This window comes from Oceanobacillus salinisoli (assembly GCF_009733865.1).
Taxonomy (GTDB): Bacteria; Bacillota; Bacilli; order Bacillales; family Amphibacillaceae; genus Oceanobacillus; species Oceanobacillus salinisoli.
In genome coordinates, this window is the sequence record NZ_WOFB01000018.1 from 47,234 (window position 1) to 60,179 (window position 12,946).

A 12,946-nucleotide genomic window follows, 5' to 3' on the forward strand; every position below is an offset into this window, starting at 1 on the left:
ATTCATCCTCCTGCCCTTACATAAATCCAAAAATAGTAGCCACACCTGCACCAATGGCAAATGCTGTTAACAGTGCTTCCGTCCCTTTGGAAATCCCGGCAACCAAATGACCTGCCATCAAATCCCGGACCGCATTCGTGATAAGCAGCCCTGGTACTAGTGGCATCACCGCACCGATGATCACCATGTCCATGGATGCACCAAATCCGAAGCTTAAAAAGAAGGAGGACGTTATCCCAATCACAAACCCTCCAAAAAATTCAGCCAAAAAGCGGATATCAAGGAAACGCTCCATCCCAAGCATTCCTGCAAATCCGAGACCACCTGCAAGCATCGCTGGCAGAAAATCTTCCCATACACCACCAAACATAATGGCAAAAGATCCACTGACTAAAGCCGCAGCTATAATTTGCAGCCAGGGCGGATACGCTTTATCCTTTTCAACATTCTTTAGCTGGAGGAAGGCATTTTGTAGATCCAGCTCTCCTGCTGTGATTTTACGGGAGATGCTGTTCACCGCGGCAATTTTATGTAAATCGGCCGTGGACCGTTTCGTAATTCGTAAAAACTTGGTCTCTGATGGTAAGTCAATGGAAAAGTTAATCGCAGTCGGCGTCGCATAGCTCTGTGCGTTTACCGCCCCGAAAGCAGCCGCAATTCGATTCATCGTATCTTCCACTCTGTAAGTCTCTGCTCCACTGACTAACATAATTTTCCCAGCCAGCATACACACCTTTTCAATCATTACTTTTTCCATAAACATACCCGCCTGCCAATCATTAAGATCTAGACTTATTATATATGGACTTGAGACGGAATGAAAGGGAAACAGTCCCATTCATGTGAGTCGGCAGCGATGGCGGTCCCACTGCGTTTTGAGTAGAAGGGTCGGGGATGAGCAGGAGGAAAGGGTGGGGGAACATAGAAGCAATATGATTGCCGGAAAAACGGGCAAAGAATGATTTGAAAAACATTTCCCTTGAGTCCACAGCCCATCATTCTAAAACTGAACGTCAGCCCCACGAAACATAAACAGCCCCCACTCCAATTTAGCAAAGGCTGTTCCAAACTCCAAACTAAGGAACCATTAGAAATAGCATCACTAATGAGATAATAGGAATGGCATTTACTAGTCCAAGCCCGATTATTCCAAAGCTTCTTATCGCCGGTTTCAACTCTTCATCCACATCCAACCGTGTTTGCAGAAAAATATAAATCATTGAAAATACAATCAGTGCGATAACAATTGTCATTGGTACGTAAAGTTCAGTGAGTAATGCAACGGTTTCCATCGCAGAAAACCCATAAATAATCAAAATAATAGGAATCGCCTCACTAATAGCTGCGCCGATAAATAATTTTGTTTGGTATTTTTCAAGCTTATCTGGTTCCTGTTTTATTTTGTCGATATTGCTTTTAAAAGCAAATAAAATTCCAGCTACAGCAATCACTGCTGCAACTACCGGTATGTATGGCATTGTTTTCTTCCCCCCTTCAGTGATAAGATATCATAGCTCGACCCACTTGGAAATAATTCTTTTTATAAGATTTTGTAAATTTACTTCCGCACATTCACTACTTAACAGTTGGTACGAATCGTCATTATTCGCTATAATTTAAAATGAAAAGGTTAGACTAAGCCTAAGACATACCAACATTAGGAGAATATTATGTTAAATTATGTCGACTTATTTATCGCATTAATCATTGCGTTTTTAGCATCATTATTATTAACGTATCCAGTTAAAAAATTAGCTGGGAAAATCGGTGCAGTCGATTTTCCCAATCATCGTAAAATCCATAAAGTGGTAACACCAAGGCTGGGGGGACTGGCCATTTTTGCAGGTTCCTTTTTAGGAGCATTGTATTTACAACCGAATCATGAGCTTCTGCTGGAAATTCTGCTCGGGGCGATTATTATTTTGCTTACCGGAGCGTTGGATGACAAATACAGCATCACACCGATTGCAAAATTAACCGGACAGTTAATCGCTGCCTCCCTTGTCGTAAGCTCCGGATTAATTATTGAGCGGTTAACCGTTCCTTTAATTGGGGCGATAGAGCTCGGTTTTTTTAGTGTACCAATTACATTGCTTTGGATTGTCGGAATAACGAATGCCATCAATCTTATTGATGGCCTGGACGGACTGGCCACTGGAGTGACAAGCATTGCCTTAACTAGTATCTTTATTATGTCAATCATGGACGGACAGATTATCGTTGCATATCTTTCCATAGTTTTAATTGGGGCAAACCTCGGATTTTTATTTCATAATTTTTACCCTGCGAAGATTTATATGGGAGATAGCGGTTCGAATTTTTTAGGATTCATGATTGCCGTCGTATCGATTCTCGGATTGTTTAAGGAAGTCGCATTTTTTAGTTTCATTATTCCCATTATCGTGCTTGCCGTACCAATATTTGATACACTGTTTGCTATTTACCGGCGGGCGAAAAATAAAGAAAAAATTATGCAGCCAGATAACAAGCATATCCATTACCGGCTCCTTGAAGCTGGATTCACACATCGGCAAACCGTTCTTATCATTTATGCATTCAGCGCGTTATTTGGGGCACTAGCCATTCTATTTTCAAATGTAGGTTTATCTGCACTTTTAATTGTTACAGTATTTGTATTACTGCTCCTGCACTTATTTGCAGAAGTTGCAGGAATTGTACTGGACGGAAAAAGGCCGGTTATTGATACATGTAGGAAAGTGTTTCGGAAAATGAAACGTGGGGAGGAGGAAAGGGGATGACCTTTCCTTCCAATTCTACTGCGAGGTTAAAAAAACAACAAAACTTATGAAAAGATCCTTTTATAATCTCCATTATCGTGAAATCCTTTCGCCTATACAACTGAGTATCTTAGTCATGACCAGCCTCTTAAATGAGAGGAAAGCTGAATTATGGGAATGAATGCTGATTTCAGGATGAATGCTGAATTAACGATATGAAAGCTGAATTAACGAGCTGAAAGCTGAATTAACGAGCTGAAAGCTGAATTAACGAGCTGAAAGCTGAATTAATGAGCTGAAAGCTGAATTAAAGAGTTGAAAGCTGAATTAAAGAGTTGAAAGCTGAATTAAAGAGTTGAAAGCTGAATTAAAGAGTTGAAAGCTGAATTAACGAACTGAAAGCTGAATTAATGAGTTGAATACTGAATCAACGAGTTGAACGCGCAGTAGATACAAAATTTGACATAGATTCTGCATGCATTTCATACCGCTCCGAAAATACACTACGCTAGTATTGTGCTTTTATCTTCCTGGGCTAACTACATTCTCTGCATAACTAACCACTATTTAGATGGTTGATCGGAACGGAGGCTTTTCTCTAAGTAATTCAAACATCCTTTTTATCAATTCATTTACTCTCCTTATTCTTTTAAATGTAGTTCTATATACCTATAAGACGCATTCCAACTCCAATTTAAATTTGTCGATTCCAGCAGAAAAACCGCATCAAATATCCTAGGACTTTTAGCACTTCTTCGTGTTTCTAATCTTCTTTAAAATGAATATATCTGAATATTAAGTCTCAGAAAAACGATAGGGAAGGGGCTCTTATAGGTTGGAATCTAGTAAACTAGCAAAAAGAGGGGGAGAAGCATGCTGAAACGAATCACAGTTATATTAGCAGCAATTGTATTAGCATTCAGTCATTTTTCATTTACAGCAAGCGCACAAACTATCGATGTACCAGAATTATCAGCAACCAAAGATCAACTATCGATTGACAACCTAGAAAAAACGGTGGATCCGAACAAAGAGGTTAGGATCATCGTTGAGTTAGATGGAGAAGCTCCAATTGAAGAGGCGACAAAACGTGGCGTGAAATATGATGAACTTTCCCAAGGGGAGAAAAAGCGTCTGGAGAACGCTGCGAAAGGCAAGCAAAATAATGTAAAAAATAAGATGAAAGAAAAAAATATTAATGCCAAATTTTTCAATGAATATACGGCAGTTGTAAATGGGTTTAGTGCAGAAGTAAGACAGGGTGATCTGCAGGAAATTGAGTCCATTCCAGAAGTAAAAGGTGTCTATATTTCCAACCAATATGAACGCCCTGAAGAAGAGCCAGACATGAGATACAGTAAGGAATTGGTGGAAGCACAGGCAGCTTGGCGTGATTATGAATTTAAAGGGGAAGGGATGGTCGTTGGAATTATTGACTCCGGTAACGATCCCAGCCACAGAGATATGGTCCTTTCCGATAACACCACTGCGGAACTAACGGAAGAGGAAGTCAATGAAATCATTGCTGAGGAAGACCTTCCTGGGCTGTACTACACGGAAAAAATTCCTTATGGTTACAACTATATGGATAAAGACCATATTATATATGAAAATTATCCTGGCTCAAACCACGGCATGCACGTAGGTGGTACAGTGGCAGCCAATGGGGATGAGGAAAATGGTGGTATCCAAGGGGTGGCACCAGAAGCGCAATTATTGGCGTTGAAAGTTTTCGGAAATGATCCAGAAGTTCCGTACACCTATGGGGATGTGTACATTAAAGCAATTGATGACGCAATTAAATTAGGTGCGGACGTATTGAACATGAGTCTTGGTTCGACAGCCGGCTTTGTTAATCCAGAGTCACCAGAACAGCAAGCTGTATCCCGGGCAGTGGATAATGGTGTATTAATGTCCATTTCTGGAGGAAACTCTGCCTTATTCGGTGATGGCTATTTCTATCCATATGCATCCAATCCTGATTATGGGGTATCCGGATCACCTGGGGTTGCCTATGATTCTTTGCAGGTAGCATCTTTTGAAAATTCCTATATGGATGTGGACGCGCTAGAATATTCTATCGATGGAGAATCAGGAACTGCTGGTTTCTTATCTGCAGGCAGTGTACATCCGAATGATGTCGCGCAAAAAGAATTTGAAGTGGTCGAAGCAGGGCTTGGATATCCGGAAGATTTTGAAGGAAAAGATGTCGAAGGAAAATATGCACTGATCCAGCGCGGGGAAATTTCCTTTGTTGATAAAACATTAAACGCACAAGATGCTGGAGCGGCAGGTGTGATTATTTATAACAATGAAGATGGAATGATCAACATGGCAACGAGTCCTGACATCGTGATTCCGCAATTGTTCTTGGCAAAAGCGGACGGCAATCGTCTTGCAGATGCGGCTGCAAGTGGACAGGCTGTTACCATTGAATTTAATGGGAACATGACGAGTATTCCAAATCCAGCGGCTGGTGAGATGAGTGATTTCAGTTCTTGGGGATTAACACCAAATCTTGATTTCAAACCAGAAATTACTGCACCAGGCGGACAAATTTTATCAACATTAAATAATGACGAATACGGTTTAATGAGCGGTACGTCAATGGCAGCCCCACATGTATCAGGTGGTGGTGCATTAGTGCTGGAACGTGTAGATGAGGAATTTGGCTATACTGGTGCAGAACGTGTACTACTTACGAAAAATCTATTAATGAACACATCCGAGCCAGTAGAATTTGGTGGAGTAAATGTATCTCCACGTCGTCAAGGTGCTGGTTTAATGCAATTGCACAGCGCACTTTCGACACCAGTAGTGGTAACGGAATCGGAAACTGGAGAAGCGAAAGTCGCATTGAAGGAAGTAACGGAAAATGAAGTAAGCTTTGAATTAACAGCGGAAAACTTCACAGACGAAGCAGTAACCTATGAAGTGGAAGCAAATGCGCAGACAGATACACCAGTTAACGCTGGAATTATCGTAAGTGCTCCGAATTTATTCCCTGCATTGGAATTAGACGGAGTTGCAACGGTAAATGGTGAGGCTGTAAGTACAGTGGAAGTTCCAGCAAACGGACAAGCAACCTTTAAAGTAACATTGGATGTGAGTGAATGGGATGAGTCGCTAACCAATTACTTTGAAAATGGTTATTGGTTAGATGGTTTTGTCACGTTAACGGACTCAACTGATACGAACCCACAATTAACAGTTCCATTTGCAGGCTTCAAAGGAGAATGGGACGCGGCACCAATTATTGATACACCAATGTGGGATCCAATGAGCTATTACGGGATGACTGGTGTGGTTACATCTCTTGGTGACGATGGCTATGGATACTTGGGATATGATGTAGCAACAGAAGGCTATAATCCTGAAAAAATCGCCTTCTCACCAAATGGCGATGGAACCCAGGATGATGCGCTACTGATTCTATCATTCTTAAGAAATGCCAAAGAAGCGAACTTCCATGTGTTAGATGAAAATGGTAATGTAGTAGAAACCTTGGCTACGGAGTCCTACTTACCTAAAGATTACTATGACAGTGGCTATGGAACTTTTTATAAATTGTCTCCAGAATGGGCATGGGGCGGTACGATTGACGGTAAACCTGCCCCTGAAGGACAATATTATTTACAAGTCGAAGCGGTCATCGACTTTGAAGGTGCCGAATCACAAACATTCGAACTCCCGATTCTATTAGATACAGAAGCGCCAGAAGTCGAAGCGGATATCAACCGTGGTGCGCGTGAAGTAGTATTGGAAGTTGCAGATGAAGCTGGAAGCGGAATTGCGGAATGGTATGTACATGTTGATGGTGAATCGGTAACAGACGGTGAACCAATTATCGATGAAACCACTTATGAATTAACAGATATTCAACCAAATCAGGTGGTGGAAGTGATAGCTGTTGACTTTGCTGGTAACGTTACAGAGGAAGTTGTGATGGGGCCAAAAGGGAAGGCACATGGTAAGAAAAAGGGAAATTAGGTAATGGAAGGCTGGTGCTCGCAGGAGTGCCAGCTTGTTTTTTTGGATAGGGTGGATTGAGATTGGTGTTTCGTTAATCTTTGGGAGTAGGATTTTTTTACTGCAAGTATGTAGTGATAACAACAAAAATCCTCTATAATAAACATACACATACCATAACAGAGGAGCGTCCCCATGCCAATTCAACCCAAATTCCAAATCGGCCGACAGAACCGTCAATACATTACAACGAAAAAATTCACGGACCGTGAATTGCCACGGAAAGCCTTTTTTGAAAAGCTTAACGACATGAAGCAGCGAACGGAGGACCAAGCATATGATGTCCTCATGTACTACGGTGTAGGCGGGATAGGAAAGTCCAGCCTGATGAAGCAGTTAAAGCTAGAGCTGAAGGAAGCGGAGCCCAATGCAGTTTACACTTCCATCGACCTGAAAGATACTACCTTTCACCATCCTGCACGTGCATTGCTTGAGCTTGTACGTGAAGTGAGGGCCGAGCAAAAAATCAAATTTCCCCATTTTGAGATTGCCTATTCGATTTACTTTTACAAACGGAACCCAGACATTTCCTATAATGAAAAGAAGCTACCATTCGAGAAGGAACTGGATATTATGGGCACCATTGTATCGACACTGGATGGAATGGGGATTGCTGGAACGGTGTCAGGGATCGTTGGGAAAATTTATGACTCAAAGAAAAACTGGAGTCTCGATAAAGAAGTAAAGTCCTATCTCAAAGAACTGGAAAACAACAGCGTCCAGGAAATTGAAGAACAGCTTATAGCCTTTTTTGCTTATGATTTGCAAAAAGCAATTGCTAAACACCACATCCCAAGTACAATCATTTTCCTGGATACATTTGAAGCACTATGGTCCGGATTAAGCAATAAGACAACTGTCCACACGAAGGATAAGTGGGTTCGTGACTTAATCGGTTCCCTTCCGAATGTACTGTTTGTGATTTGCGGGCGGGAGTATTTGGAATGGGAAAAATACGATGCCGATTGGAAAGAAATAATTCATCATCACATGATTGAAAATCTCGGTTACGAAGATGCGGCATCCTTTCTTGAACATTGCGGTATCGAGGAAAAAGCAATCCGCGATAAGATGATTGATTCCAGTGGTGGTTATCCATATCATTTGGACTTATCGGTCGATACCTATTTCGAAATGAAAAATCGCGGAGAAACAATGGACGTGGACCGATTTGGTTCCAACCAGCGCGAAATCCTGGATCGATTCCTGCAATATTTGACGGATTATGAAATAGAGACATTGAAAATCATGTCTATTCCAAGATTTTACAATAGAGATGTGTTTGAGCATTTATTAACGAAACACCCGACTGGCTACTCCATCACGAAATATGATGATTTTAATAAATTTTCCTTTATCACGAAGGAGTTCGGTAAACTCTTTATTCATTCACTCATGCGCCAAGGAATGCTTGCGTATACAAGTGATGATTTGGTCCAGATGGTTCATGAGACAGTGGCTGCGTATTACCGCGGAAAATTTGAGGTATATAGAGAATCCGGAGTGAGTAAGGGAAAAGAAATGCAGGCCTTTGCCGAGTATATTTTCCATAAAAAAGCAGCTCTCGACCAGCAGGAGTTCGTGGACTGGCTGGCAATCGATTGTTTGGAAATGTTAAGAAAACTTCAGCTGCGCGGGGAGTCACGCTTCTTAAGGGAAACACTTGGAGATCTCCATGCAGAACTCGGTGCTAAAGCATTAGGAATCGGTCTCACACAAATTTTAGTGGATATGGTTCATTTAAATGGCGAGTATGATGCAGCTATTTCCATTATTGATGAATACTTAGAGGACTTAAGCACAAAAGAGATTCTCGCATCACCAGAGTCTGCTCATTTGGCCGTACGAAAAGTGCATCATCAAATGTTCTCTAAGCCAGTAGATGGGTTAATAGCAGAGCTTTTAAACCTGGAACCGGAGTTAGCTACAAAAAACTGGCCAAACGAATACAATGAATTGTTATTTATGATCGGTGGAAACCTGGGCGTATTATCCGGTGATTTACAGCTCAGCCGGAAATGGCTCGTTACATCCATTCGCTATGCAGAAAAACATAATCAATTAAACTACCATTGCCGAGCACTTCGTAAATATGTAGATGTCCTGAAAATTAATGGACATCTTAAATGGGCGAAGGAGTTCTGCGAAAAAGGAATCAAAATCGCCCAGGCAGGCGGCTATGAACGCTACGAATCTATCTTAGTGTGTACGCTTGCTGATGTTTATCGAATGGAAGGTAAATTTGATATTGCTGAGGAGTTGCTCGATAAAGCAATGGAAATGATTAAGAAAGTCGGCATTAAAGGCTGGATTGGCCATATTCACTCCACCTATGCAGAAATGCTTTTCCAAAAAGGCGCTTACCAGGAAGCGGCTCAGAAGTGGCAGGAGACCTTGTCGATTTATAAGGAGCTCGGATTAAAATGGGGCTTAATTATTGGAAATATAGGGTTGGAGCGCTGCTATTTGAAAGGTGCCGACATAGAAACAAAGGAGCCCATTCACTATTGGCAGGAGGAAGCAGAACGACTGAATTACCGGAGAGAGGTAGAATTGATAGAGGAGCTGGGACGAGGGGAGTTAGCGGTGTTGCCTTTGGCTTATTTATAAATGCTTAATAGAGGGATTCTCGTAGGAGGCTCCTTCTAGGAAAGGCCTTGTTAAAAGTTGGAGGAGTGTGCGCTGCCTGGGAATCGCCGCGAGTACGACGAGAAATCGAGCGGGTATGCGCGGAAAACGTACGAGAATGGGCAGAAATCGAGCGAGCTCATCCGAAAGTCGAGCGACCACGCCGAGGAATCGAGCGACAACCCGTCAAATCGAGCGAGTGCATAATTCAGCCTTCGCGCGGATAATTCAGCGCTCCCGCCGATAATTCAGCCTTCGCGCGGATAATTCAGCGGTCGTGCCGATAATTCAGCCTTCGCGCGGATAATTCAGCGCTCCCAGCGATAATTCAGCCTTCACACGAATAATTCAGCGCTCGCGTGGATAATTCAGCCTTCGTACGATAAATCAGCGCTCGTGCCGATAATTCAGCCTTCGCACGCATAAATCAGCGGTCGTGCCGATAATTAAGCCTTCGCACGAATAATTCAGCACTCGTGCCGAAAATTCAGCCTTCGCGCGGATAATTCGGCACTCCCAGCGATAATTCAGCCTTCACACGAATAATTCAGCGCTCGGACGGATAATTCAGCCTTCGCACGAATAAATCAGCGGTCGTACCGATAATTCAGCCTTCGCACGAATAATTCAGCGCTCCCGCCGATAAATCAGCCTTCACGCGCAAAATTCAGCCCTTCCGCCCCATAATTCAGTCATCCCCACACACAACCTTCATCCTACTCCCAAAGACCCAAAAATCTTAACCGCAAAATTACAAAAATTCACCATCCTATTTACACCCAACTTTTATACTAAATAATAGTAGAAATAATAGGGAGGGACTGTATATGAAGATGAAAAAGAAAGTGTTTACAGGGGTTGCGGCTGCTACGATTCTATTAGCGGGGCAACCATTTAATGTTCTGGCGGAAAAACCGGAAATCCCGAAATTCGAGGACAAGCCACCGTTGTTCCAGTATCAGAATGATGACGCAAGCCAAAATCTTAAGGTGACACAGGTTGCCCAGTATGATAGTGGAGTAGGTGAAGGTGGAACGGAAATTATGGCCTATGATGCTGAACTCCAAAGGGCATTTATCACGAACGGGGAAGAGGCAGCTGTTGATATTCTATCATTTCGTGATCTCAAATCCGGAAAATATACACAAGTGGACTCGAAACAGCGTGTGTATCTAGCTGATTTTGGAATAGAGGAAGTAGACGACATTACAAGCATTGCATCCCACCCGACGAAAGACGTCATTGCCATATCAGCTGTCAGTGATCCAAAAACAGATCCTGGGTATATCGTTTTCGCAACGAAAGACGGGGAATATCTCACACATAATCAAGTAGGAGCCCTGCCGGATATGGTCACATTTACACCGGACGGAACGAAAGCAATCGTGGCTAATGAAGGCGAGCCGAGTGAGGATTATTCTGTTGACCCAGAGGGAACCATCTCGATTATTGATATAACCGGAAATCCAGCAGAATATGAAGTGAAAACCTTGAACTTTGATGGAGTGCCACTTGATGAGAATGTTCGTATCAGCTCAAAAGGGACGACCCAACAGCAATTAGAACCTGAATACGTTGCTGTTTCCGAAGACAGTAAAACGGCGTATGTTGCCCTTCAGGAAAACAATGCCATTGCAACAGTGGACCTGGAAAATGAAGAAATTCTACATGTTAAAGGGCTTGGCGTAAAAGATCACTCACTCACGGGAAATGAACTGGATGCCATCGACAACAATGAAATGAAAATTGAAAAACAGCCACTTCTCGGATACTACATGCCAGATGCGGTTGATACGTTCCAAGGAGCGGATGGAAGAATGTATATCCTGACACCGAATGAAGGAGATGCCCGGGACTATGATGGGTATTCAGAGGAAGCGAAAGTTAGAGATATCATCGATCAAATCCAATTAAATGCTGACCATTATGCAGGCTATACCCAGGAAGAGTTGGATGAAGCGGTAGAAAACGGTTTGCTGGAGCGTTTAGGAGGAACGAACATCACCCTTGAAAACGGGCAAAACGAGGATGGTGTCTATAAATCTCTCCACACATACGGCGCACGGAGCTTTTCGATGCGGAAACGATGGAACTCGTTTTTGATAGTGGAAGTGACTTCGAGCAAATTGTTGCAGAAGCACTGCCAGAGCATTTTAACACGGATAATGATGAACTCAAATTTGACGGCCGAAGCGATTCGAAAGGACCGGAACCAGAAACCGTTGTTTATGGAAAAGTGGAGGGAACTCCATATGCATTCATTGCACTCGAGCGGTTCAGCGGGATCTTGGTTTATGACCTTTCCAATCCAACAGAACCAGAATTCGCCTCACTCATCTCGAGCCGGGACTTTACCGAAGATGTAGTTGGGGATGTTTCACCAGAAGGATTGCAATTTATTCCAGCTGAGGAAAGCCCTACGAAAAAAGCCATGCTTGCAGCAACCCATGAAGTTTCCGGAACCGTTGCGGTGTATGAGTTTAACGGAAAAGATATTACAGGCCCGGTAAAAGAGCAGAATGATAATCAAAGCTTTAATAAGAATAGGTGATAAGATCATGAACAGAAAATACATTTATTTAATCTCATTCCCAATCGTATTAGCAGCATTTCTATCCAAAAGAAAAACGACATATATCCGAATTGCTTAAAAGCGGACAAGCTGGCTCGGTGAAAGGATTTAATATCTTTCAACAGTCAGCCTGTTTTTTTACATATACTTCAACCTAAGGTAACCAGAATTTAATAAACTTCATCTATACTGAATAGTAAGGCAACGATGACAGTCCGGAAAGGGGTATTTCATGAAAACAAGAGGGATTGCACATCGCGGGTATTCTGCCAAGTATCCGGAGAATACGATGTCCGCGTTTCAGGCTGCGATTGACTTAGGTTTTACCCATATGGAAATGGATGTTCACTTAAGTAAAGATGGCGTTCCAGTTGTCATGCATGATCATACGGTGGACCGAATGACCGATGGCAAGGGGGAAATACGCGACTATACCGTCGATGAATTGAAGCAGATGACCATCCATAACTATGAAAAAATCCCGACGTTAGAAGAGGCATTGCTACTCGCGAAAGATAAGATCATCGTCTCCATTGAATTGAAAAATACGAACCTTTATAACGGGCTGGAAGAACAAGTTTATGAAGTAATACAGAAAGTCAATATGTTAGAGCAAGTGTATATTATCTCCTTCCATCATAAAGCACTGGCAAAAATGAGGAGGATTTCAAAGGATATCAAAATAGGTCTATTAGTAAATAAAGTGTTTCGATCACACTTCCGACTTATCCAAGAAATCGGTGCGGAGTATTTTGCAGTGAGATACGCAGCACTGAAGGAAAAGCATATTCGAGCATGTGAAGAGCTGGGATTGAAGCTGATTGTATGGACGGTTAATTCGGTGGAACAGATGAGAAAGGTGAGCCAAATTCCATCCATCCTAATCACTACAGATGAGTTGGAGAAGTATAAATGGATTTATGATGATTTAAGCGAAAATGGAAATGTAAATTTGGCAGGAATGTAAATGAAAGATATT

8 protein-coding genes are annotated in these 12,946 nt (G+C 42.3%); 6 read left to right on the forward strand and 2 right to left on the reverse strand.

The features are described 5' to 3' along the window. Positions 1-16: 16 nt before the first annotated feature. Both GMJ66_RS13820 and GMJ66_RS13825 read right to left on the reverse strand, forming a co-directional pair. Positions 17-757, reverse strand: a complete 741-nt coding sequence (locus GMJ66_RS13820; RefSeq protein WP_156290910.1) for a threonine/serine exporter family protein — start codon at positions 755-757, stop codon at positions 17-19. Between the two features lie 319 nt (positions 758-1,076). Continuing rightward, positions 1,077-1,478, reverse strand: a complete 402-nt coding sequence (locus tag GMJ66_RS13825; protein ID WP_156290911.1) for a hypothetical protein — start codon at positions 1,476-1,478, stop codon at positions 1,077-1,079. Between the two features lie 192 nt (positions 1,479-1,670). On the opposite strand from GMJ66_RS13825, the gene GMJ66_RS13830 reads away from it, so the two are divergent. From GMJ66_RS13830 to GMJ66_RS13855, 6 genes are all read left to right on the forward strand, one after another. Next, positions 1,671-2,759 (forward strand): glycosyltransferase family 4 protein, encoded by a 1,089-nt coding sequence (locus tag GMJ66_RS13830; RefSeq protein WP_156290912.1) that lies wholly within the window; start codon positions 1,671-1,673, stop codon positions 2,757-2,759. 852 nt (positions 2,760-3,611) lie between these two features. Further along, on the forward strand, positions 3,612-6,728 hold the full coding sequence (locus GMJ66_RS13835; RefSeq protein ID WP_156290913.1) for a S8 family serine peptidase: 3,117 nt from the start codon (positions 3,612-3,614) through the stop codon (positions 6,726-6,728). A 174-nt stretch (positions 6,729-6,902) separates the two neighbouring features. Continuing rightward, positions 6,903-9,377, forward strand: coding sequence for a tetratricopeptide repeat protein (locus GMJ66_RS13840; RefSeq protein ID WP_156290914.1), 2,475 nt, complete (start codon positions 6,903-6,905; stop codon positions 9,375-9,377). Positions 9,378-10,222: 845 nt separating this feature from the next. Next, positions 10,223-11,761 (forward strand): choice-of-anchor I family protein, encoded by a 1,539-nt coding sequence (locus GMJ66_RS13845; protein ID WP_156290915.1) that lies wholly within the window; start codon positions 10,223-10,225, stop codon positions 11,759-11,761. Between the two features lie 23 nt (positions 11,762-11,784). Continuing rightward, complete coding sequence (locus GMJ66_RS13850) at positions 11,785-11,946, forward strand: hypothetical protein (RefSeq protein WP_156290916.1); 162 nt, start codon at positions 11,785-11,787, stop codon at positions 11,944-11,946. 253 nt (positions 11,947-12,199) lie between these two features. Further along, entirely contained in the window at positions 12,200-12,934 is a 735-nt protein-coding gene (locus tag GMJ66_RS13855) for a glycerophosphodiester phosphodiesterase (RefSeq protein ID WP_156290917.1), read from the forward strand. Positions 12,935-12,946 lie beyond the last annotated feature (12 nt).

What these genes read in the sequence shown, in the direction of transcription:
- GMJ66_RS13845 (WP_156290915.1), top strand. Translation starts at nt 10,223, where the DNA reads ATGAAGATGAAAAAGAAAGTGTTTACAGGGGTTGCGGCTGCTACGATT.
- GMJ66_RS13840 (WP_156290914.1), top strand. Translation starts at nt 6,903, where the DNA reads ATGCCAATTCAACCCAAATTCCAAATCGGCCGACAGAACCGTCAATAC.
- GMJ66_RS13825 (WP_156290911.1), bottom strand. Translation starts at nt 1,478, where the DNA reads ATGCCATACATACCGGTAGTTGCAGCAGTGATTGCTGTAGCTGGAATT.
- GMJ66_RS13835 (WP_156290913.1), top strand. Translation starts at nt 3,612, where the DNA reads ATGCTGAAACGAATCACAGTTATATTAGCAGCAATTGTATTAGCATTC.
- GMJ66_RS13855 (WP_156290917.1), top strand. Translation starts at nt 12,200, where the DNA reads ATGAAAACAAGAGGGATTGCACATCGCGGGTATTCTGCCAAGTATCCG.
- GMJ66_RS13820 (WP_156290910.1), bottom strand. Translation starts at nt 757, where the DNA reads ATGGAAAAAGTAATGATTGAAAAGGTGTGTATGCTGGCTGGGAAAATT.
- GMJ66_RS13830 (WP_156290912.1), top strand. Translation starts at nt 1,671, where the DNA reads ATGTTAAATTATGTCGACTTATTTATCGCATTAATCATTGCGTTTTTA.